Here is a 23,759-nt window from a genome sequence, read left to right as displayed (position 1 = left end):
GTTTCAACCGTTGGAACGCAATACATTCTCTCAATCTGTACCGCACGGTTGAAACCGTGGGCTATTCATTTGCATAAAAAAACCTCTTGAAATTTTACTTTCAAGAGGTTCTGTAATCTAAAATAGATAGATTTTTATTTCCAACCACCACCTAAGTCTTTATAAATATAGACTGCGGCATTAAGTTGTTCTTTTTTAGTATCTACTAATTCAAGTTTAGCTTCTAGAGCGTCACGTTGCGTCATTAAAACTTCAAAATAATCGATTCTTGCAGATTTAAATAAATCATTAGAAACATCAATAGATTTGTTTAACGCGTCTACTTGTTGCGATTTTAAATCATATCCTTTTTGCAAATTATCAATTTTAGAAAGCTGATTAGAAACTTCTAAATACGCATTTAAAACCGTACGATCGTAATTATACAACGCCTGAAGTTGTCTTGCATTTGCACTTGCAAACTCCGCTTTAATCGCATTACGATTAATTAATGGCGCAGCTAAATCTCCAGCTAAAGAGTAAAGTAACGACTCTGGCATAGTAAACAAATAAGAAGGCTTAAATGCCTGTACACCTATTGCAGCTGAAATATCTAATGACGGATAAAACTCAGCACGAGCTACTTTTACATCTAGTTTTGCAGCCACTAATTCTAACTCAGCTTGTTTAACATCTGGACGATTTGCTAACAATTGAGACGGAATTCCTGAACTAACCGATGAAGGTAACAAAGTCAAGAAGTTACTATTACCTCTTTTAACTTCCTGAGGATAACGCGCCAACAAAAAGTTGATTTTATTCTCAGCTTCTTTTATTTTCTGAAGGATTTCAAACTCCATACTTTTTGAAGTCAAAACTTCAGCCTGAAATTTCTGAACACCCAATTCTGTTGCTCTTGCAGCTTGCTTCTGAACTTTTACAATTTCTAAAGCATTTGTTTGCAATTTTATAGTCTGTTTTACGATTTCTAGTTGACTATCCAGAGCCAATAATTCGTAATAAGAATCGGCAACCTCTGCAATTAAATTAGTGATTACAAAGTTTTTACCTTCTACAGTAGCTAAATATCTGCTCACAGCTGCTTTTTTAGAATTGCGCAACTTTTTCCAGATATCAACTTCCCAATTCGCGTAAGCAGAAATGGTAAAATCACCTAGTGGATCTGGCGTTTCTCTACCAGGAGTTATTTCGGTAGAAGCATCACCAGCACCTTGGCTAGTATATCTTCCTACCTTCTCTACTCCTGCACCTGCACGCACACCAACAGTTGGTAACAATAATCCTTTTTTAACACGGATATCATTTTTAGCAATTTCAATTTCTTGCAAAGTGATATTTAACTCCTGATTGTTTTTTAGAGCAACATCTATTAAGTCTACAAGATTCTTATCCTTAAAGTAATTATTCCACTTAATAGCCGACATATTTGTCGTGTCTTTAGTGCTACCAAAAGATTCCGGAACTGGAGTCGATGGCGTTTCTGCTACTGTTTGTGGCGTCTTGCAACTTGTTACAGCAAGACAAATCCCCAAAGCAATAGTATATTGGTATAATTTTAATTTATACATGATTGTTATCAATTTCTTCTGTTAATGGGTTTTCTTCTTCATGTTTTACTAGTTTGTATTTTTCGGCAATTCTGGCAAAAATGAAATATAAGCCCGGAATTACAAATACTCCACAAATAGTTCCTATAAGCATACCTCCGGCGGCAGCGGTACCAATGGTTCTGTTACCAATTTTACCTGGACCAGTAGCAAATGCAAGTGGCAATAAACCTGCGATAAAGGCAAATGAAGTCATCAAGATAGGACGGAACCTCGCTTTCGCTCCCTCCATTGCGGCTTCAAGTACTGATTTACCAGCGGCATGCCTTTGTATAGCAAACTCTACGATCAATACGGCATTTTTACCCAATAAACCAATAAGCATTACCATGGCAACCTGAGCATAAATGTTGTTTTCTAATCCCGTTAATTTTAATAAAAGGAAAGCTCCAAAAATACCTGCTGGTAACGAAAGAATTACTGATAACGGAAGAATGAAGCTTTCGTATTGAGCAGCCAAAACTAAGTAAACGAATCCTAAACAAATCATGAATACCCAAACTGCCTGATTACCTTGTGCAACTTCATCGGCAGAGATACCTGCCCAGTCAATGTCATAACCTCTAGGCAATTTTTTTGCCGCAACTTCCTGAATTACTTTAATGGCTGTACCAGAGCTATAACCCGCAGCAGCAGAACCACTAATTTGAGTAGAAGTATACATATTATGTCTCGTAATTTCCGAAAGTCCGTATACTTTTTCTAATCTCATAAAAGCAGAGAAAGGCACCATTTCATCACGATTGTTTTTTACATATAGTTTTAAAATATCATCCGGCTGAGCACGATATTCTGGAGAAGCCTGAACAATTACTTTATAATTGATTCCGAATTTAATAAAACTAATTTCGTAATTACTTCCTACAAGAGTTGACAAAGTATTCATAGCATTCTCAATAGAAACCCCTTTTTGTTGTGCCAAGTCATTGTCGACTTTCATCATATATTGAGGGAAACTTGAACTATAAAAACTGAATACATTAGATAATTCCGGATGCGTATTTAATTCCTTAACAAAGTCGTTATTTACCTGCTCCATTTTTTTGTAATCATTAGAACCTGTCTTGTCTAACAAACGAAGCTCAAATCCTCCTGCAGCTCCATATCCTGGTACCGCTGGCGGTTGGAAAAATTCGATATTAGCGCCTGCAATATCTTTAGATTTTTCTTCTAATTCTGCCATAATCTCAAGAACGGAATGCTTTCTATCACTCCAGTCTTTAAGGTTAACCAAACAAGTTCCTGAGTTTGAACCTGTACCTTCAGATAAAATTTCATAACCTGCTAATGAAGAAACTGATTTTACTCCATCTATTTTTTCAGCAATTTTTTGCAGTTGCTCTGCAATATTATTTGTTCTTTCTAATGATGACCCCGGAGGTGTCTGAATAACAGCATAAAACATTCCCTGATCTTCATTAGGAATAAATCCTGACGGAACCGAACTGCTTATTAACCATGTTCCTGCGCAAAAACCAAGAAGTGCAACAATTGTTACTACTCTTCTATCAATAATTTTAGCTAATAGATTTTGATATTTGCCTTGAGCAAGATTAAACTTGTTATTAAAACCATCTATAAAAATATTTACAGGTGTTTTCTTTTTAGGTTGACCATGATTATTTTTTAACATCATAGCACAAAGTGCAGGAGTTAAAGTCAAGGCCACAATACCAGAAAGTATAATAGCGGTTGCCATAGTAACAGAAAACTGTCTGTAAAATACTCCTACAGGACCAGACATAAATGCAACCGGAATAAATACCGCAGCCATTAAGAATGTAATTGCAATAATTGCTCCTGCAATTTCGTGCATCGCTTTTTTAGTCGCTTTATATGCCGAAAGATGCTCCTCTTCCATCTTGGCATGGACGGCTTCGATAACCACAATCGCATCATCGACGACGACTCCAATTGCCAAAACCAAAGCAAATAATGTGATTAAGTTCAATGAAATATCAAAGAATGTCATGAAAATAAAAGTTCCGATTAAGGAAACTGGTACCGCAATTGCCGGAATAACCGTAGAACGCCAATCTCCTAAGAAAAGGAATACTACTAAACCTACCAGAATAAAAGCTTCAACCAGTGTATGAATTACTTTTTCGATAGAAGCGTCTAAGAATTTAGAAACGTCGTATGAAATTTCATAATCCATTCCTTTTGGAAATCTTTGTTTGATTTTTTCCAACTTAGCCTTTACTTCTTCAATAACCTGATTAGCATTACTTCCAAAAGATTGTTTTAATACAATAGCCGCAGATGGCCTACCATTTAGGTTTGAATAGATATCATACATCGAACTACCAAATTCTATTTTGGCAACATCTTTTAAACGTAAAAGTTCTCCGTTTGCATTAGATTTTACTACAATATTCTCATATTGCTCTTTTGTTGTAAAACGTCCTGAATATTTTAATACATACTCAAATGCCTGAGAACGTTTACCAGAACTTTCACCCGTTTTACCAGGAGAAGCCTCCAAACTCTGACTTGATAATGCTTCCATTATCTCATCTGCAGAAATTTTATAAGCTAACATACGATCTGGTTTCAACCAAATACGCATAGCATATTCACGTGTTCCTAAGATATCTCCAGAACCAATACCGTTTACCCTTTTTAACTCAGAAAGTACGTTGATATCTGCATAGTTGTACAAAAACTTCATGTCGGTATTTTTATCCGTACTATAAAGATTCACGTACATTAACATACTAGGAACTTCACGAGTAATTTTAATCCCTTCTCTAATTACCAAAGGAGGTAATTTATTAGTAACCGAAGCAACACGATTCTGAACGTTAATCGCTGCCTGATTAGGATCTGTCCCTAAGTTAAAAACTACTTTTATTGTTGCTTCACCATCATTTCCTGCATCAGAAGCCATATATTTCATTCCGGGAACTCCATTTAAGGCTCTTTCTAGAGGAATAACAACCGCTTTGATCATCAATTCTCCGTTAGATCCAGGATAATCTGCAGTAACATTCACCATTGGTGGTGAAATTGTAGGGAATTGGGTAATCGGTAAGTTCAATACAGACAATATCCCTAAAAAGACAATTATAAGCGATATTACTATCGACAGTACAGGTCTTTGTATAAATTTATTAAACATTTATTTATTTTTTTAATGATTAAACCAAATTGGAATTTCACAATGTGAAATGCAAGCTGTAAACTGTAACTGCGATATTGCAAACTGTTACTGAATACTGCCACTGAATACTAAGTCCTATTCTGCTTTTAATCGTAAATTATTAATCACCTGTTGAGGAGCGATATAGCTATATTTAATCTTATCTTTATCTTTTACCTTCTGAACACCTTCAAGCAAGATTTTATCATTTTCAGTAAGTCCTGTTTTTATCACGTACAAATCAGGAATTTCCCCTGTAATTGTGATTTCTTTAGAGCTAACTGCATTGTTTTTATCTACAATAAAAACATATTTTTTATCCTGAATTTCGTAAGTCGCTTTTTGTGGAATCACAATAGCATTTTTAAGTGGAACAAGCATTTGAACCTGTCCTGTTTCTCCGTTTCTAAGTAATTTACCTGAGTTAGGGAATCTTGCTCTAAAAGCGATATTTCCTGTTTCATTATTAAATTCACTTTCGATAACTTCTACATTTCCTTTGTCTTTAAAAAGTTCGCCATTTGCCAAAACCAAATTCACTTTAGTTTCTGCACGATCTTTTACATTAGTTTGATATTGAAGATATTCTGGCTCAGATACATTAAAGTAAGCAAACATCTGGCTGTTGTCTGAAAGGCTTGTTAATAAAGCACCTTCATCGATTAGACTTCCTAATTTTAACGGAATACGATCGATAGTTCCGTCAAACGGAGCTCTGATTTCGGTAAATGATAAATGAAGTTTTGCCAGTGCAACTTCTGCTTTTGCAGCCTGAAGTTTAGATAAAGCTACAGCTTGTTCGTTTTTAGAAACGATATTTTTGTCTGCCAACATTTTAGTATTCTGCAATTCGATTTCAGCCGATTTTTGTTCAGACTGTGCTTTAAGTAACTCAGCTTCATACATTTTTGGCTGAATTCTAAACAACAATTGTCCAGCTTTTACAAACTGTCCTTCATCGACATAAATGTTTTGTAAAAACCCTTTTTCCTGGGCACGGAGTTCGATGTTACGCACAGATTTAATCTGCGAAACATACTCTTTAGTAAATGAAGTATCAATTTTTACAGGATTTGTTACTGTAAATTTCTCAGCTTCTTCTTTTTCTTCTTTTTTAGCTGTACAACTAGTTAGGCACACAAGGGCAATTAAGCCTGTGAACAAGATAATTCTTTTCATGGTATAAAATGGAAATTAAGCGATTGAATGCTTGGAATACAAGGATTCCTTTTGGATGTTAAAAAAACATCAGTAGCCATAGTTATGCATGAACAGTCATACAAGAAGAAGTATCTTTACTATACAACAACAAGATATGCATCAAAATCACACTTTAGGTAACCGATGTATCTTGTTTATCAGATTCTTAATACTCGTTGAGTAATATAAATAGGATTTGATTGGCCACAAAATGGCGTGAAGATTTTAAAACTATTTTGATGATGGTCTAAAATAGATTGACAAGAGAGTGTCAAATACCAATTATCTAATAAGCTATAATTTCCAGCAAAAAGTCTATCAGAAATTCCATCTTTAATATCGCCTCCAAGGTGTTCCTCGTCGATATCAAAGTCGGCATCTTCAATTAATGAACTGCCAGAATCTTGATTAGTAAATTTTACTCGGTGTTTTTTCTCTAAAGTATGAGAAGAAGAATTTTGATGTGTACCCGCATTAAGATATTGCCCTCCGCCTAGCAGGAGCAAACTTAAATACACGAATAACACAATTATTTTTTTCATTCGGGGTCAAAAGTAAACAAAGTATTGAAACAAAAAAAGAATTTTCACTAGGCTTTAACAAGTAAAAGCCAACGAAATCGTTTTCTACTGGTTATTAAATTGTTATAAGTGAAGAGTCTTATAACAATTTCTTAAATTAACGACATTAATCTCCTTTTTTTAGAAATATCTTATTCAATCAGAAATTATATAATTTCACACAACCTCAGAAAAGAAATCAGCCTTAAATTCATTTTGTAATAGAATTCAGTAAAAATAATTTTCACAATAATTTTAATTCAAGTTATTATTTAGAATCAAAATAATTAATACATTAGCAAGCAATAAAAAATGCCAATCAACTGAATGTAAGCCTATCCAAAGAACCAAAAACTGTTTTAGCCAATATTAACCTGTTATCGATGACACTAAAAACAAACAATACAAAATCGAATATTAGTCAATTTTTTATCAAAGTAGAAAAATTCAGAAAAAAATGTAGCTGGAACTACAAATACGCTTTAGGCAAGTGGGATTTTATGAAAGAGGAGAAAACCAGATATGAAAAAATTATCGAATTCATCAAAGCCTCTCCTATTGATAAACCAAAAATACTAGACTTAGGCTGCGGATATGGAGCCTTAAATTTTTATTTAAAAGAATCTGAATACTCTACTATAACAGGTGTTGATTTATCCTCTACTGCAATTTGTAAGGCTAAAAAACAAAATTTCATCAATTCTTCTTTTATAACCGCCGATCTTAATAAATTTAATACCAACGAACACTATGATATTGTCATTTTTAATGAGGTTCTTTATTATCTAGAAAATCAAGAAAGTATCGTCTCAAGATTTGTTACAAATACTGATACCGATTATTTGATAATTTCGCTTTTTAAAGATTCAGATACTGTTATAGATGTAGTGCCTAGCCAATATACATTATTACAAAAAGAACTCGTAAAACAATCCAGCGAAATCTTCTGGCATATTTATCTTTATAAAATTAAGCCTAGAATCCAGAGTCTTATCGTATTCTTTTATGCAGATGTAACTGACTTAGCTTTATTCTTTTAGACTAATTCCTTTTTTCGTTTTAAAAATTAAATTTATTTCTAGCTATTTTGCTTAATATGACAAGAATCATATTTTGTAAAATAGCTAGACTATAACTTTGTGTTTTCAAAAAATAAATGAAAACCCATGCTTATATATTTTTAATAACAATGATTTTAAGACCTGTCTTTCCTGTCTTAGATTACATTATTAATTATGATTATATAGCGACTGAACTTTGTGAGAACAAAAATCAACCACAATTAGATTGTAAAGGAAAATGTCATTTAAAGAAAGAATTAGGAAAAGCAACCGAAAATGATTCTTCATCTTCATCAGAGAAAAAAAACTTCCCAACTGGGTTTGATGTATTATTCATAGAAAACATCAAATCATTCAATTTTAAACTTGCCATCAAATCAATTTTGAAGAATGATGTTTTGCCTAATAATCTTTATTCTCATTACAATATAGATTTAATATTTCACCCGCCTACTTTACAGTATTAATTTTCAGATTTTTTATTAATTGTCTTCTCGGTAATACAACCGAGTAGCACTTTATTATCCATTTTTAAATTTAATACTCATGAAAAATTTTAAATATTTATCTATACTTTTTGTTGCCATTACTCTTTTCTCTTGTTCGTCTGATAGTGATACTACACCAGAAACTCCAACAGATGAAACGGCTGGTCTTGTAAAAATTCAAGATTTATCTAATGATAATCATATCATCGAACTTTACTCTGAAACAGGAAAATTAACGCAAGGTTACAATCAAATCTCATTAAGAGTAAAAGATAAAAACACCAATACATACATTACAAACGCGTCTCTTAATTGGACACCAATTATGAATATGACGACCATGCAACATTCTTGTCCTAAATCATCTATAGAAAAAATTTCTGAGAAACAAACTCTATATACTGGTAATATTATTTTTCAGATGGCTCAGAATGATGCTGACTTTTGGGAGTTAAAAATCAACTATTCCATTAATGCTATTAGTTATTCTGTAACAGCACCGATAAGTGTTTTTGCATCTGATAAACGTACCGTGAATTCTTTTACAGGAACCGATAGTGTAAGATATGTTTTGGCTTATATCGCTCCGAAAGCTCCAAAAATTGGGTTGAATAATATGTCCGTTGGATTATATAAAATGCAAGACATGATGACATTTGCTGTAGTCGATAACTTTAAAGTAAAAATTGACCCAAGAATGCCAAGCATGGGCAATCATAGTTCTCCAAACAATACCGATTTAATACAATCGACTTCACAAGGATTCTATAACGGAAATTTATCCCTGACTATGACTGGTTATTGGAAAATTAACTTACAACTCTTAAATGCTGCTGGTGAGGTACTAAAAGGTGAAGATTTTACTCCAGAAAACGTATCAAGTAGTCTCTTCTTTGAGATTGAATTTTAGTCATTTTATTAATAACAAGAAAGAACCAAGTGATATCACTTGGTTCACGCTATTTATGATATTATGAAAACTATAGCAACAATTCTGTTAGCAATATTTACGACTATTTGCTTTGCACAGAAACAAGAAAAAGACAGCATTTCGTCAGTTAATCTTAATGAGATTATTGTTATTGGAAAAAAAACACCTGTATCTAAAAAACAACCCAAATCGCTTGCAACTGTTGAAGAATATCTACAACAATCATCTAAAGTAAATATGATTCGAAGAGGCGGATATGCCCTTGAACCTATTATTAATAGCATGGCTACGGAACGAACGGTTATTACGATTGATGGTATGCGAATTTTTGGGGCTTGTACGGATAAAATGGATCCTGTGACTTCTTACGTAGAAATATCAAACTTGTCTGAAGCTAATATTGCTTCTGGCCAGCAAGGAAGCTGTCATGGGCCTACTATTGGTGGTGGAATTGATTTAAAACGAACCAATCTTACCCAAAGAGAATTGGGATGGAACGGGAATTTAAAGACAGGATATGAAACCAATAATCAGCACAAAATTATAGGAACATCGATAGGTTACAATGATAGTTCTTTTTATATCAATACTGATTTTATGTACCGTGATGCCGAAAATTATAAAGCTGGAAATCATGAAGAAATTAACTTTTCGCAGTTTACAAAATACAATCTATCGGCAACTGCTGGTTATTATTTAAACAAAAAAAGCTTGATTGAAGGTTCTATAATTTATGATAAAGCAACAGATGTAGGTTATCCTGCGCTACCGATGGATGTTTCTTTGGCGAAAGCCACAATAACTTCCTTGCGATATAACTACACTCCTGTTTCTGGCATTTTTACCAATTGGGAAACTAAAGTGTATTATAATACTATTACTCACAGAATGGACGATACTAAAAGACCAAGTGTACCTATTCATATGGATATGCCTGGTTGGTCGGATACTTACGGATATTACTCTAAACTAAAGGGAAAGTTTAAAAACCATCACTTTATGGCAAACCTGAATAGTTTTTATAACAAATCGATTGCCGAGATGACAATGTATCCCAACAATCCCAAAGAAAATGCTATGTTTATGTATACTTGGCCCGATGTTAGAACATTTTATAACGGGTTGTATTTAGAAGATGGAATAGCAATTTCTTCAGATTCAGACATCAGGCTTTCTGCAAATATCGGAGTGCAATCTAATAAAGTAGCAGATGAATTTGGTTTACAAAGTCTACAGATTTTTTATCCTGATATGGACGCATCCAAAAATAGAGTTTTAAAAAGTCTTGCCGGAAATTACATCTTGCGTCATAATAAATTTCAATATGGTTTTGGTTTAGCCTACGGCGAAAGAGCACCATCAGTTTCTGAAGGTTATGGATACTATTTGTACAACAGTAATGATTTTTATGATTACATAGGAAATCCGAATCTGGAAACCGAAAAGTCATTTGAAGCTAATCTCTCCTTTGGATTTAAAACCGAAAGATTTACCTCTAGTCTAACTTCGTCTTTTTTTCATATTCAGGATTATATCGTCGGTAAGATTGATACTAACATTCAACCTATGACTATTGGAGCCTCTGGAGTAAAAGTGTATAATGCTTTAAATTATGCTACAATTTTTAATACGGATTTGAATTTGGAATATAAAATTGCCGAAAACTGGGTTTTTAAAACAATGTTCGTTTATAGCTACGGAAAAGATAATGACAACAATAATATCCCATTTATAAGTCCGTTACGTTATTCTGGGAACATTCAATACAAAAAAGAAAACTTTAATGCAGAGTTTGGCGCATCTGGAAATCTAGCACAAACAAAATTTGCTTCTGTTTATGGAGAATCCAAAACACCAGATTATGTGATCTTTAATTTCAGTTCTGGATATACACTTCCATGGAATCATAACAAGCTAAATATTCAGGCTGGAGTCGAAAATATTCTTGATAAATATTACACCACATTCTCCGATTGGAATAAGATTCCGCGACAAGGACGAAACTTTTTTATTAATGTGTCTTATGTTTTGTTTTGAGTATGATATAAGGAAGACGGGAAAATAGATTCTAAATAGCTTTGTTTGTGAGCACGGATTAAAAATCCGCGCTATCGTTGCGGATTTTTTTTTAAGTTATAAAAATAAAGATGACGAAGATTTTTGTCAACGATAGCGCGGAAATGCTTTCCGTGCCCACTACAATAGGACACAAGGAAAACGAAATATAAATTTTAAAGAAAAAATGTCAACTAAATATAAAGCGACCACAACCGATGAAGCTTATTTTATAACTATAACTACTGTAGGTTGGGTAGATATTTTTACTCGACTAAATCAAAATTATGTCATTACAGACGCATTAAAATACTGCCAAAATAATAAGGGACTAGAAATCTACGCATATTGTATTATGTCTAGTCATATCCACTTGTTATGTAAAGCAACAGAAGGGTTTATTTTGTCTGATGTAATGCGCGATTTTAAAAGATTTACTTCTAAAAAAATAATTCAAACCATTCTTAATGAACCCGAAAGTCGCAGAGAATGGTTGCTAGAATATTTTAAAAAATCATGTGAACATCTTAAAAGAAATCAAGAGTATAAAGTTTGGCAAAATGGTTATCATGCTGAAATTGTAGAAACAAATTGGTTTATTAAACAAAAGATAAACTACATCCATAATAATCCTGTGGCGGCCAAAATAGTAACACTTCCTGAAAATTATTATTTTAGTTCGGCTAGAAATTATGCAGGTCTGGAAAATGAACTGGATGTAATTGTTCTTAATTTGTTTTGATATATGGTATGGGCACGGATTGAAAATCCGCGCTATCATTGCCGCTATCGTTTTCTAAATAATAAGTTCTGCTTTTATTCGTGATGATAGCGCGGAAATTTTTCCGTGCCCGTTACAATTAAAACATAAACAAAACGAAAGCATATACTAGATAACCTAGTTTATGGGCACGGATTGAAAATCCGCGCTATCGTTGTGTTAATTTTTTATTCATAATGATAGCGCGGAAATCCTTTCCGTGCACGTTACAATTAGACATAAGCTAAACAAAAATATACTTTGTGGGCACGGATTTAAAATCCGCGCTATCATTGCTGCTATCGTTTTCTAAATAATAAGTTCTGCTTTTATTCGTGATGATAGCGTGGAAATTTTTTCCGTGCCCGTTACAATAAGACAACAACAAAATAAAAATATAAGTGAGCACAGAATAAAAATCCTCTCTATTGTTGTTCTTTTCCCAGTCTAGAAATGATTAAATTTGATATCTGCAGTAAATAAAATTTATTTTACTAATGATTAGCTTAATCATTCATACAATAAATACCTAAAACTATGTGGCATAAAACCAGGCTAACTAAAATTCTGAAAATTAAATATCCTATTCTTCAAGGTCCTCTAGGAGCTGGATTTTCAACAGTAGATTTGCTTACTTCTGTTTCTGATGCAGGAGGTTTAGGAAGTTTTGGAGCTTATACATTAACTCCACAAGAAATTTTGGAAGCTGGTAATCAAATAAAAGCGGCAACAAACAAACCTTATAATATTAATTTGTGGGTATCGGACGTAGATAAACGATTAAAAAATTATTCGCCCGAGAGTTTGTCAAAAATAACAACCTTATTTAAACCTTATTTTGATGAGCTAAGCATTCCGATTCCTGAATTAAATATCGATATCCCATCAAAATTTGAACAACAAGTTGAAGCTCTTTTTCAGATAAAACCTGCTGTTTTCAGCTTTGTATTTGGAATTCCATCTGAATATATATTAAAAGAATGTCGCCGTTTAGGAATTAAAACCGTTGGCGGAGCGACTACTCTTGATGAAGCTTTGTTTCTGGAAAGTCATGGTGTTGACGCTATTGTTGCAGCGGGATTTGAAGCAGGTGGACATCGCCCTTCTTTTCTTAAACCTGCTGAGGATTCTCTTGTAGGTACATTTACTTTGGTACAGCAATTAAAATCAAAAATAGAAACACCAATTATAGCTGCTGGAGGTATTGTAGATGCCAAAGGTGTAGCTGCAGCACTTACTTTAGGCGCTGATGCGGTACAATTAGGCACTGCATTTTTAGCGTGTGATGAATCTGGTGCTACACCAGAACATAAAAAAGCATTGTTCTGTGAGGCGTCGCAATACACCGTTCTTTCTAAATCTCTTACCGGAAGAATGGGACGAATGATGAGTAACCGCATTGCCGAAGAAATAAAGTTTGAAACCGAAGTATTACCATTTCCGCTTCAGACAAGATTAATGGCTGCTCTTAAAACTGCTGCCCTAGCTCAAGGAAAAACCGAACTGGTTAATTTCTGGTCTGGACAAAATGCAATTAATCTAAAACATACTAATGCAAAAGAATTAATGCTTTCTTTGATAAATGAGACTAATAAAATATTGAAATAAGCCCATATTCAAATTCTAAATAAACAAAAAGATGAATGCAAATAGTGCAGGACAAAACAAGGAAACAATCAAAAAAGTATTACCACTTATTTTGGCGACTTCCATTTTTATGCAAATGCTCGATTCTACTATCCTTAATACCTCGATAACTGCTATTGCCAAAGATTTAAACGAGTCACCGCTCGATATGCAAAATGCCATTATCAGCTATGTTTTAACTCTGGCTCTTTTTATGCCGGTTAGCGGCTTTTTGTCTGATAAATTTGGCACTAAAAAAGTATTCATTTTTGCGTTATTATTATTCAGTATTGGGTCTTTATTCTGTTCGCTTTCCCAAAACTTAACACATTTGGTCTTCTCTCGTGTAATTCAAGGTATAGGCGGAAGTTTAATGACACCAGTAGGAAAGCTTGCGCTTATTAAAACATTTCCCAAAAAAGAGCTATTAAAGGCAATGAATTTTGCCATTATTCCTGCCTTAATTGGTCCGGTATTAGGCCCGCTAGTTGGTGGATATATGGTTGATTATTTATCATGGCATTGGATTTTCCTGATTAACATTCCGTTTGGAATTATTGGTATTTTATTAAGTTTAAAATACATGCCCGATTACAAATCTCCTATAATCGATTTTGATTTAAAAGGCTTCCTAATCTTTGCTGCTGCTTCGCTCCTATTGTCTATTTCTTTAGAATTATTTGGCAACACTGTTCAGCTAACACCTGTTTTACTCATATTAATGTCAGGTTTTTTAATGTTGTATTGGTACTATCACCATGCTGTGACTGACAAAAATCCTCTTTTTCCTTTAAATTTATTTCAAGTAAGGACCTTTCGTGTGGGTATAATTGGTAATCTCGCTACTCGTTTGGGATTTAGTTCAATTCCTTTATTATTACCTATGATGATTCAGATTGCTTACGGACAATCGGCAGTAACATCAGGATGGATTGTCGCTCCTATGGCTCTCACTGCGATGTTTGGAAAATCGGCAGTAATAAAAATTTTAAATACTTACGGATATAGAAAAACTTTAATGGTAAACACTTTTATTATTGGTGTCTTAATTTGCGCTCTAGCTATTCCATCCATTCATACTTCTATCTATTGGTATGTTCCTATTATTTCGGTATTGGGTTTCTTTAACTCTATACAATTTACCTCGATGAATTCTATTTCTATTGCCGATTTAAGAAATTATCATACCAGTAGTGGTAACTCATTAGTTTCTGTAAATCAGCAGTTGGCAATTGGTTTTGGTATTGCTTTCGGACTATTGGTTCTTAAAATTTTTCAGGGTGATGTAAAACTCATTCACAACGAAATTCACAATGCTTTTAGATATACCTTTTTAGTTGTAGGTTTCCTAACTATTCTATCTGGATTAGTTTTCAGAAGACTGCATGATAAAGATGGTGACAATTTAAAAACAGCTAATTAATAAAACATAAAACCCAATCGTAATAGATTGGGTTTTATTATTTCCTGAAGTTCTGAACTATTTAATTCCATCCGCCACCAAGAGCGCGATACAAGTTTACAACGGCATGCAATTTTTGACTTTGGTCATCAATTCCTCTTAATTGTGCGTTTAGTAAGTTTTGCTCTGCTGTTAATACATCGGTATAATTAGTCGTAGAATTGTTTAATAATTCTTTATTAAAATCTACTGCTTTAAATAAAGCTTCTAACTGTTTTTTCCTTTTTTCTTCTTTTAAAGCGGCGTTATCATATTTAGACAATGCATTCGAAACTTCTTCGCTCGCCTTTAACATCGAAAGTTCAAAATTGTACAACGCTTCTTTTTGCAAAGACAATGCAGTAGCTAATCTTGCTTTATTGATTCCTTTATTAAAAATGGGTTGTGTAAGACCTCCAGCTATATTACCAAAAAGTCCTCCATTTGTAAACCAATCTTTTAATCCGAAGCTCGAAAAACCAGCCGCGCCACTAATTGTTAAAGCAGGATAAAAATAGGCTCTTGCTACATTACTTTCTTCAAATGCGGCTCTAAAATTATATTCAGCTTGTTGCACATCTGGTCTATTTGCCAAAAGTTGCATCGGAACACCGATTTTTAAATCGTAGGTAAGCTTTTGTTGTTCCAAAGAACCACGTGCAATTTTAGTTGGAGATTTTGCCAGAAGTACACACAAAGCATGCTCGGTTTCGGTTATTTTTTGTTCGATATCCGGAATCGCTAATTCAGCTTCATAAAAGTTGGCTTCACTCTGCACGACTGCTACTCCATTAATAATAGAATTTTCAAAAAGAACCTTAATTGTTTCCGCATCGGTTTCTCTGTTTTTGGCTGTCTTCTTAAGTACTTTTAGTTGTTCATCGAGTATAAGTAACTCATAATATGAGTTGGCAATATTGGCAATCAGTTGGGTCTGAATAGCACGTTTAGCGGCATCTGTAGCCAATAAATTTGCAATGGCTCCTTTTTTGGCACTTTTTAATTTTCCCCAAACATCAGCTTCCCATCCGGCAGTAATCCCCAAATCATATTGTGTTGATTGGTCAAAAAGTCCAAACCCTTGCGGGAAAGCCAGTCTCGATTCTTTTACCGAAACATTACCATCTATCGAAGGCAAGAAAGCAGCTTTTTTCAGTTTAAGATTAGCAGTCGATTGGTTGATACGTTCTACAGCAATCTTTAAATCTAGATTTGCCGCTAATCCGTCGGAAATAAGTTGTTGCAAAGCTGCATCTGTAAATATCTCCGACCATTTCATCGTTGCCATATTTGTAGTGTCCTTGTTTTCAGCATCACGATACGTTACTGTAGTTGCAGGTTTTGTATAAGGTTTCGTGATTTTGCACGAGCTCCATATACTGGCAACAATCAGTACAATGACTATTATTTTATAATTGTATTTGTTCATTATTATATGTTTTTTGTTTTAATCTATAATTTTAACCGCAAGGGACGCAAAGGTTTACGCAAAGGCATAAGGCTATTTAAGCGGCATTATGTTGGTTTTTGTATTTCAAACATAGCCCAAGGTTTCAACCTTGGGAAACTTGTGATGATTTACATTGAGACAATATATTGCGTTCCAATGGTTTTAACCATTGGCTATGTTTTTTCGAAGCTTTTATCCTAATAACTATCAGGAGTACCAAAATTTAGCCGCAGAGTTTACAAAGGATTTCACAGAGTTCACAAAGAACTGTTTAAGCAATATCATGCTGACTGTTGTATTTCAAACATAGCCCAAGGTTTCAACCTTGGGAAACGTATTGTGATGATCCAATTGCGCTCCAATGGTTGAAACCATTGGCTATGTTTTTTCGAAGCTTTGCGAACTTTGCGTTTTATAAAACCATCCGCGTAAAAAACTTAGCGCCCTTTGCGGTAAAAATCTGCTTAATATTTAAATGAGATTTAACCACAGAGTTTACAAAGGTTTTCACAGAGTCCACAAAGTTGGTTCAACACAAAGCTTTGCGAACTTTGCGTTTTTATAAAACCATTCATTTAAAAAACTTTGCACCCTTTGCGGTAAAATAATCACAAAGCTATTCCCTCTGAACCTTTGTCCCTTTGCTACTCTGAACCTTCTTTAATCAATTACTCTCGGCTCATGAACTGGTTCTTTTACTCCACCTACTTTTTCTTGCATCGACTGAAAAATGATAAACAGCACCGGAATCACGAAAACGCCGAATAATGTCCCAATCAACATTCCGCCAACGGCTGCTGTACCAATTGATCTGTTACTTAACGCACCAGCTCCTGTGGCAATCATCAACGGAATTAATCCGAAGATAAAAGCAAAAGAGGTCATTAATATTGGTCTTAATCTGGCTCTTGCACCAAATATTGCCGACTGCACTAGGCTTCTTCCGCTTAAGCGATGTAATAGTGCAAACTCTACAATAAGAATTGCGTTTTTTGCCAAAAGACCTATTAGCATAATCAAACTTATCTGAAGGAAAATATTATTATCGACCCCAAACAAATTCGCGAATATAAATGCACCTGCAAGCCCTATTGGTAATGATAACAATACCGAAAAAGGCAAAATATAACTCTTGTATTGTGCACTTAACAAGAAGTAAATAAAGATTAGACAAAGCCCGAAGATTAATGTTGTTTGGCTTCCGCTAGAAAGTTCTTCTTTGGTTAAACCAGAAAACTGATATGTATATCCTCTGTCTAATGTTTGTGCAGCCACTTCTTCAATTGCTTTTATCGCATCTCCCGAGCTATATCCTGCGTTTGGCGCTCCTGTAACTGTAGTCGAAGTGAATAGATTAAATCGGTTTATAAATTCTGGACCATACGTTTTTTTCAAGGTTACAAACTCCGAAATTGGTGCCATTGCTCCTTTATCTGTTCTAACAAAAACTTTATTAATATCACTTTCTTTCGCTCTGTAATCAGGATGTGATTGCAACATTACTCTATATTGCTTTCCGAATTTATTAATATCCGAAGCATAGATTCCGCCAAAATAACCTTGAAGCGTATTAAGAACTGTGTTTACAGATACCCCCGCATCTTTACATTTAGCCACATTTACATTAACTTCCATTTCGGGGAAACCGATATTAAACGGACTTGTGGCATACATAATCTCCGGTCGCTGATTTATTGCTACCATAAACTTCCCGATGTTCTTATCAAAATTCTGATAACTTCCTCCCGTTTTATCTTGCAATTGCACTTCAAAACCGTTGCTGTTTCCAAATCCTTGTAAAGTTGGCGCGGCAAAGAAAATAATACTTGCTCCTTTTATATGTGCTGTTTTGGCAAACAATTGGGCAACGATAGAATTTACATCCTGAGTTTTTCCTTTTCTTTCATTCCAAGGTTTCAATCGTATAAATAATGCACCATAAGAACCTCCTGAACCGTGAATTAAGTCCATTCCCGAAAGGGTCGATGATAGCTCTATTTCGGGAATACTTCTCGCAATACTATCTATTTCTTTTGTAATTTCTTCGGTGCGTTCCAGAGTCGAAGATGGTGGTAAAACTACATTCCCAAAAATAGCTCCTCCATCATCATTGGGTACAAACCCAGTTGGAGTTGTTTTTATTAAAGCATAAAATATCAATCCAAATATTGCAATTGCAACTAATGAAATCCATTTTCTGCGAATCAGAAATCGAACTGCGTTAATGTATTTATTTGTAACCGTTTCAAAAGCTACATTAAAACTCGCATAGAATCTTGGCAAGAAACCTTTAGGATGATTTGATTTTTCTGAATCGTGTGGTTTTAATAAAATAGCACAAAGCGCAGGACTTAAAGTCAATGCATTAATTGCCGAAATTAATATGGCTACAGCCAATGTTAAACCAAACTGTTTGTAAAATACACCCGCCGAACCTGTAATGAACGTTACTGGAATAAATACCGCCGACATAATTAAGGTAATAGATATAATTGCTCCGCTAATCTCGCTCATAGCATGAATGGTCGCTTTCTTAGCCGATTTTGCTCCTTGATCTAATTTTGCATGAACTGCTTCGACAACAACAATCGCATCATCGACAACAATACCAATCGCAAGAACCAAAGCAAAAAGCGTCAGTAAATTAATCGTGAATCCAAATAACTTTAAGAAAAAGAACGTACCAATAATCGATACAGGAACGGCAATTGCCGGAATTAATGTTGATCTAAAATCTTGCAAAAAGATAAACACGACAATAAAAACCAAAATAAAAGCTTCGATAATAGTATAGATTACTTTTTCGATTGAAGCGTCTAGAAAGTCATTGGCATTTAAGAATGTATGATACTCTAATCCCGGAGGAAAATCTTTCGATGCTTTTTTTAATATGTCTTCACAGGCAATAATAAGTTCTCTCGCATTCGATCCTGAAATCTGACTTATTGCTCCTCCCGAAGAAACTTTTCCTTGGGTAATTAATGAAGTCGTATAATCTAAAGCACCAAACTCTATATCGGCAACATCTTTTAGATGTAATAAACTCCCTTGTTTGCCACTTCTTAAAACAATGTTTTCAAACTCTGCTGGATTTTCTAATCTTCCTGTAAATTTTAAGGAGTATTGAACCGATTCTTTACTGTTTTCTCCAATTTTACCTGGAGCAGCTTCGATATTTTGTTCTTTTAATGCTGTAATAATATCATCGGGAACTAAGCCTTGACTCGCCATTGCATCGGGTTTTAACCAAATACGCATCGAATATTCCTGACTACTATAAATTTCTGTTCCTCCTACTCCTTCAACACGTTTCATCTCGGGCATGATATTTATTCTCAAATAATTATCAAGGAATTTTTCGTCATATTTTCCGTCTTTACTATATAACAAGAAACTAAACGCTGTACTACTTAGCTGTTTGCTGGTTGTAATACCCGATTTAATAACCTCATTTGGTAACAAACTCGTAGCCTTTGTAACTCTGTTCTGAACGTTTACGGCTGCCATATCCGGATTTGTTCCCTGCTTAAAAAATATGGTTATCGATGCTGTACCATTACTACTTGCGGTAGATGTCATGTAGGTCATATTCTCGACTCCGTTTATTTGTTCTTCAAGAGGAACAATCACGCTTTTCATAACTACATCGGCGCTTGCTCCTTGGTAAGATGCAGTTACAACTACTGTGGGTGGAGCAATTTCGGGGTATTGTGATATGGGTAACGAGGCTAATCCTAGCAATCCTAAAATCACTATGATTATCGATATTACGGTGGATAATACCGGATTTTCTATAAATTTTCTAAACATGTCTTTTTATTTTTTTGATGAAGAAACTGTCGGTGCGATTTTTACTCCATCTCTTAAATTTCCTATTCCGTCGATGATTATTATATCTCCAGATTTTACGCCTTCGGTTACTACATATTCTTTTTCAGTTGCAGTATTTCTTATTTTTATTTCGGTATTATGCACTACATTTTGTGCATCTACAGTAAAGACAAAAAAGCGTCCTTGCAATTCGAATACTGCTTTTTTAGGAACCAGAATCGCATCATTAAACTGTGTCGGAATAACAATTGTAGCACTTGCTCCACTCCATAATTTACCATCGGGATTTGGGAAAACGGCTTTAAAATTTGCCGAACCTGTACTTGCATTTAATACACCGCTTAGAGTCTGAATTTTTCCTTTTACTGGATAGGTTTCACCATCGGCAGTCACTAATGAAACGGCTGGCATATTCTTGAATTTATCCTTTAATTGATTTCCTGTATATTGGCTTAAAAAAGAATTTAATTGTTGCTGACTCAAGGAGAAATAGGCAAAGACATTTTTGGTATTGGCAACTGTAGTTATTGGGTCTGGTGCCGAACTGCTCACCAAACTTCCTATTTTATATGGCAAGCTTCCTACTACTCCATTTATCGGGCTTACAATATTGGTAAAAGCAAGCTTAGATTTTGCGGCTGATAAATCTGCATTTGCCTGACTTAATTCAGCTCTTTTTACTCTTTCAATATTCTTGGCAGATGTTAATTCGTAGTTGTTTATAATCTTTTTTTCTGCCAATGCTGCCGTTCTTTTGGTTTGTATAACTGCTGTTTCCAGACTAGCTTCGGCAGCTAGAACTGCCGCTTTCTTATTGTTTACTTCTTGCAAATAACTATTAGCGTCTATTTTAAATAAAGGTTGTCCTTTGGCTACAGCCGAACCTTCTTCTACATAAACCTGCTCTATATATCCGTCTATTTTAGAGCGTATTTCGACAGTTTGTTCTCCTTCTAAAGTAGTTGGATATTCTACCGAAACATCTGCATTTTGTGCCTTTAGCGTAAGCGTAGGATATGCTGTCGGACTTTCTGTTTGTGCTGCATCTTTGGTGTTACATGACACTATCGAAAGTGTTCCTATAAACAGGATTGCTATTATTTTTTTCATTTGGTCTTTTATTTTCTTTTGTAAATCATTAAAGGAGAACCTGCTTCTCCCCACATTAAGGTTTGTACATATTTTATTAATTGACTTGTAGCCAATACTAGAATTTCTTCAGGGATAGATGAGTTAGCTTTAAGCACTACTTTTTGATTGATAAAAGCCGAAAATTCTATTTTTCTTATTCTTTCCATCCATAAAACTGCTTCATGATTTCCAGTTGTTGAATACACTACTATAGATGTATGTGGGGCTAGTAATGAACTGATTAATACGTAAGCCCAAAGCGGAACTATGGCATCATTGGAACAGGTGATTACTACATCTTTTCCTTTATATTGGTTCCAATCGATATTGGCCATTTCTAGTCGGAATGTTTTTTCTTGCAACAGAAAATCTTCTATAAGAAATGGTACTATATCAAATACTATAAAATCATTTTCGATGGGTCTATACGACCGTAAATCGAGGGTTTGTATGCCTGAAGCTTCTATTTTGTTTATTATTTCCATATCATGATTATTAAAAAAATTGTGTTATTTGTTGTGTTTAAATTTTTGAGTTTTGCTAATTTTTAGACATAGGTATCCCCTGCCCAACTTTAGATACTATTCTAGCTTGTTGAGTACGTTGTAAAAACCGCTTTAATTAGAATTAAAAGTTTTTGAGATTTCTAAAATCTATTGTGGAGAGTATGTACTATTTGTAGATTTTCATTAACACATTCCAGTACGGAACGATATATACAGGTAAATTAATCCTATTATATGAACTAATGGGTGGTGATTGTAATTCTAGTACCATAATATATAGTTTGCATTAATAATTTCTGTAACTCTCAATATTCATTGCTCTTAGGTTAATAATATCTAGCAATGCGCTTTGATAAGTTATGCAAAATTAATATTTTTGCATAATAAAACAACTAAATACTTGTTTTATTAATTTATGACTACAAATAAGATTTTAATGTTGCTCAAAATGCGAGGTTCTCTTACGGCTCTCGAGATTGCACATGAGCTTAAAATAACAAAAGAAGGAGTTAGGCAACAGCTACTTAAACTTGTCGAAGAAGATTTAATTCATCCTCAAGAAGAGTCTAAAGGTGTGGGTAGACCGCAAAAAACTTATAGCCTTACGGCGAATGGAAATTCTAAGTTTCCTGATACGCATGCCGAATTAACCCTAAAGCTAATTAACATTATTAACGCCATGGGCGGAGATACTATGCAAGCGGTTATTGATGTATATGAAGAATCAGGGAAAAAGAAGTATCATGAAGAAATTGATACTATTAATGATTTGGAACAAAAAATAGAAAAGCTTGTCGAAATAAGAACAAGAGAAGGTTATATGGCGGAATACGCTAAGAATGACGAGGGATATCTTTTTGTCGAAAATCACTGTCCTATTTGTGCTGCTGCAACAATTTGTCAAGGTTTTTGTTCTTCCGAATTAAATACATTCAGGTCTGTATTAGGTAAAGAAGTTAGCATTAATCGTGTGAGTCATATTATTGCTGGCGAAAGAAGATGTGCGTATCAGATTAGTATTTAAGAACAGTTATCAGTTTCAGTCTCAGTCTCAGTTTTCAGTGACAGTTTCAAGAATATAGTATTTACACTCAATAAAAATCAGTTTAATCATTTTAATCTGTGGTGGGAAAAGTTTTCAGTCTCAATACTTAGTGGCAGAAAATTAACCGCAGAGTGCGCAAGGTTTTTCGCAAAGTTCGCTAAGCTTTGCCGCGACTGAAACTGAAAACTGAGACTGCTACTGAAAACTCTCAGAACCTTAGTACCTTAGAACCTTTAAAACTCAACTAAAAAAGCCCTTTCTAAAATTTAGAAAGGGCTTTTGATTGATTGACAATTAATTTAATTTACTCCATCGAGACAACAATAAACTCACTTCTTCTGTTTAATTGATGTTCAGTTTCAGAGCAAGGAACTCCGTCTGAACAGTGATTTACAAGTTGACTCTCGCCATAACCTTTGGCAGTTAATCTATTGGCTTTGATTCCGTTTTTTATCAACCATTGTTGGGTTGATTTAGCTCTTCTGTCGGATAAGGCCAAGTTGTATTTGGCTGTTTGACGACTATCGGTATGAGAACGGATATCAATTTTCATCTTTGGGTATTGTTGCATTACCGCTAGAATTTTCTCTAGTTCGAAAGCGGCATCTTTGCGGATGATCGATTTATCTAAATCAAAATAGATGATTGGGATGTTTAGCGTTTTGGCTAAATCGGTTCCTACTGTAATTGGTTTGATGCGTTTTTCTAATGCAATTGGTTGTTTGGTTTCTCCTGGTTGTTCTTTTATGATTACAGGAACTTCTATCGTTTCATAGTCTTGTTTGGCTACTCGTATATGGTAGGTTTTGTTGCAATCTACCTTAAAGCTGTATGCTCCGTCTGCCGCGGTTGTTACTTCGTTTATTGTTTTAAACTGGTCGTCGAGCAGGGTTACTTTTACGTTTTCTAATGCTGCGTTGGTTTC

At 34.4% G+C, this 23,759-nt stretch carries 17 protein-coding genes; 8 read left to right on the top strand and 9 right to left on the bottom strand.

The genetic code is table 11. The features are described 5' to 3' along the window. Positions 1-134: 134 nt before the first annotated feature. The 4 genes from IW20_RS20005 to IW20_RS19990 all read right to left on the bottom strand — a co-directional run bounded on the left by IW20_RS20005 (position 135) and on the right by IW20_RS19990 (position 6,491). Positions 135-1,568, bottom strand: a complete 1,434-nt coding sequence (locus tag IW20_RS20005; protein ID WP_035626634.1) for a TolC family protein — start codon at positions 1,566-1,568, stop codon at positions 135-137. Further along, complete coding sequence (locus IW20_RS20000) at positions 1,561-4,728, bottom strand: efflux RND transporter permease subunit (RefSeq protein WP_035626631.1); 3,168 nt, start codon at positions 4,726-4,728, stop codon at positions 1,561-1,563. The genes IW20_RS20005 and IW20_RS20000 overlap by 8 nt, the downstream gene beginning before the upstream one ends. Positions 4,729-4,845: 117 nt before the next feature. Continuing rightward, the gene (locus tag IW20_RS19995) at positions 4,846-5,928 is read right to left on the bottom strand and encodes an efflux RND transporter periplasmic adaptor subunit (RefSeq protein ID WP_035626628.1); all 1,083 of its coding nucleotides are present in this window, start codon (positions 5,926-5,928) and stop codon (positions 4,846-4,848) included. Between the two features lie 179 nt (positions 5,929-6,107). After that, positions 6,108-6,491, bottom strand: coding sequence for a hypothetical protein (locus tag IW20_RS19990; protein WP_035626624.1), 384 nt, complete (start codon positions 6,489-6,491; stop codon positions 6,108-6,110). 401 nt (positions 6,492-6,892) lie between these two features. Between IW20_RS19990 and IW20_RS19985 the strand changes: the two genes are divergently transcribed. The 7 genes from IW20_RS19985 to IW20_RS19955 all read left to right on the top strand — a co-directional run bounded on the left by IW20_RS19985 (position 6,893) and on the right by IW20_RS19955 (position 14,853). Beyond that, entirely contained in the window at positions 6,893-7,549 is a 657-nt protein-coding gene (locus tag IW20_RS19985) for a class I SAM-dependent methyltransferase (RefSeq protein ID WP_051886020.1), read from the top strand. A gap of 149 nt (positions 7,550-7,698) precedes the next feature. Then, entirely contained in the window at positions 7,699-8,037 is a 339-nt protein-coding gene (locus IW20_RS19980; RefSeq protein WP_051886030.1) for a hypothetical protein, read from the top strand. A gap of 79 nt (positions 8,038-8,116) precedes the next feature. Further along, complete coding sequence (locus IW20_RS19975) at positions 8,117-8,968, top strand: hypothetical protein (RefSeq protein WP_035626619.1); 852 nt, start codon at positions 8,117-8,119, stop codon at positions 8,966-8,968. A 63-nt stretch (positions 8,969-9,031) separates the two neighbouring features. Continuing rightward, positions 9,032-11,026: a TonB-copper family protein gene (locus tag IW20_RS19970; protein WP_035626617.1), complete on the top strand. Its 1,995-nt coding sequence runs from the start codon at positions 9,032-9,034 to the stop codon at positions 11,024-11,026. Positions 11,027-11,231: 205 nt separating this feature from the next. Then, the gene (locus tag IW20_RS19965) at positions 11,232-11,786 is read left to right on the top strand and encodes an REP-associated tyrosine transposase (protein WP_035626615.1); all 555 of its coding nucleotides are present in this window, start codon (positions 11,232-11,234) and stop codon (positions 11,784-11,786) included. A 555-nt stretch (positions 11,787-12,341) separates the two neighbouring features. Continuing rightward, a complete protein-coding gene (locus IW20_RS19960) occupies positions 12,342-13,412 on the top strand; it encodes an NAD(P)H-dependent flavin oxidoreductase (RefSeq protein WP_035626611.1) in 1,071 nt (356 codons plus the stop codon). Between the two features lie 31 nt (positions 13,413-13,443). Beyond that, complete coding sequence (locus tag IW20_RS19955; RefSeq protein WP_035626607.1) at positions 13,444-14,853, top strand: MFS transporter; 1,410 nt, start codon at positions 13,444-13,446, stop codon at positions 14,851-14,853. A gap of 61 nt (positions 14,854-14,914) precedes the next feature. Here IW20_RS19955 and IW20_RS19950 read toward each other — a convergent pair whose 3' ends face one another. From IW20_RS19950 to IW20_RS19935, 4 genes are all read right to left on the bottom strand, one after another. Then, positions 14,915-16,300, bottom strand: a complete 1,386-nt coding sequence (locus tag IW20_RS19950) for an efflux transporter outer membrane subunit (RefSeq protein ID WP_035626604.1) — start codon at positions 16,298-16,300, stop codon at positions 14,915-14,917. Between the two features lie 681 nt (positions 16,301-16,981). Next, positions 16,982-20,131, bottom strand: a complete 3,150-nt coding sequence (locus IW20_RS19945) for an efflux RND transporter permease subunit (protein ID WP_035626601.1) — start codon at positions 20,129-20,131, stop codon at positions 16,982-16,984. Between the two features lie 6 nt (positions 20,132-20,137). After that, positions 20,138-21,262 carry an efflux RND transporter periplasmic adaptor subunit gene (locus tag IW20_RS19940; protein ID WP_035626597.1) on the bottom strand — a complete coding sequence of 375 codons (1,125 nt, stop codon included), beginning with the start codon at positions 21,260-21,262 and terminating at the stop codon, positions 20,138-20,140. A gap of 8 nt (positions 21,263-21,270) precedes the next feature. Then, complete coding sequence (locus IW20_RS19935; RefSeq protein ID WP_035626595.1) at positions 21,271-21,768, bottom strand: DUF2480 family protein; 498 nt, start codon at positions 21,766-21,768, stop codon at positions 21,271-21,273. A 469-nt stretch (positions 21,769-22,237) separates the two neighbouring features. Here IW20_RS19935 and IW20_RS19930 point away from each other — a divergent pair, with 469 nt between their 5' ends. Continuing rightward, the gene (locus IW20_RS19930; protein WP_205625920.1) at positions 22,238-22,813 is read left to right on the top strand and encodes a helix-turn-helix transcriptional regulator; all 576 of its coding nucleotides are present in this window, start codon (positions 22,238-22,240) and stop codon (positions 22,811-22,813) included. Positions 22,814-23,138: 325 nt separating this feature from the next. Here the strand turns inward: IW20_RS19930 and IW20_RS19925 are convergent. Then, positions 23,139-23,759 (bottom strand): OmpA family protein (locus IW20_RS19925; RefSeq protein ID WP_035626591.1); only part of this gene is annotated, 621 nt, incomplete at its 5' end.

It is taken from the genome of Flavobacterium hydatis (assembly GCF_000737695.1).
GTDB lineage: Bacteria > Bacteroidota > Bacteroidia > Flavobacteriales > Flavobacteriaceae > Flavobacterium > Flavobacterium hydatis.
This window is presented reverse-complemented; position numbering and strand designations above follow the sequence as displayed.

Bases quoted from the DNA above. Each gene is read 5' to 3' on its own strand.
- IW20_RS20000 (WP_035626631.1), bottom strand. From the start codon at position 4,728: ATGTTTAATAAATTTATACAAAGACCTGTACTGTCGATAGTAATATCG.
- IW20_RS19990 (WP_035626624.1), bottom strand. From the start codon at position 6,491: ATGAAAAAAATAATTGTGTTATTCGTGTATTTAAGTTTGCTCCTGCTA.
- IW20_RS19950 (WP_035626604.1), bottom strand. From the start codon at position 16,300: ATGAACAAATACAATTATAAAATAATAGTCATTGTACTGATTGTTGCC.
- IW20_RS20005 (WP_035626634.1), bottom strand. From the start codon at position 1,568: ATGTATAAATTAAAATTATACCAATATACTATTGCTTTGGGGATTTGT.
- IW20_RS19965 (WP_035626615.1), top strand. From the start codon at position 11,232: ATGTCAACTAAATATAAAGCGACCACAACCGATGAAGCTTATTTTATA.
- IW20_RS19970 (WP_035626617.1), top strand. From the start codon at position 9,032: ATGAAAACTATAGCAACAATTCTGTTAGCAATATTTACGACTATTTGC.
- IW20_RS19955 (WP_035626607.1), top strand. From the start codon at position 13,444: ATGAATGCAAATAGTGCAGGACAAAACAAGGAAACAATCAAAAAAGTA.
- IW20_RS19945 (WP_035626601.1), bottom strand. From the start codon at position 20,131: ATGTTTAGAAAATTTATAGAAAATCCGGTATTATCCACCGTAATATCG.
- IW20_RS19935 (WP_035626595.1), bottom strand. From the start codon at position 21,768: ATGGAAATAATAAACAAAATAGAAGCTTCAGGCATACAAACCCTCGAT.
- IW20_RS19980 (WP_051886030.1), top strand. From the start codon at position 7,699: ATGATTTTAAGACCTGTCTTTCCTGTCTTAGATTACATTATTAATTAT.
- IW20_RS19930 (WP_205625920.1), top strand. From the start codon at position 22,238: ATGCGAGGTTCTCTTACGGCTCTCGAGATTGCACATGAGCTTAAAATA.
- IW20_RS19995 (WP_035626628.1), bottom strand. From the start codon at position 5,928: ATGAAAAGAATTATCTTGTTCACAGGCTTAATTGCCCTTGTGTGCCTA.
- IW20_RS19940 (WP_035626597.1), bottom strand. From the start codon at position 21,262: ATGAAAAAAATAATAGCAATCCTGTTTATAGGAACACTTTCGATAGTG.
- IW20_RS19975 (WP_035626619.1), top strand. From the start codon at position 8,117: ATGAAAAATTTTAAATATTTATCTATACTTTTTGTTGCCATTACTCTT.
- IW20_RS19960 (WP_035626611.1), top strand. From the start codon at position 12,342: ATGTGGCATAAAACCAGGCTAACTAAAATTCTGAAAATTAAATATCCT.
- IW20_RS19985 (WP_051886020.1), top strand. From the start codon at position 6,893: ATGACACTAAAAACAAACAATACAAAATCGAATATTAGTCAATTTTTT.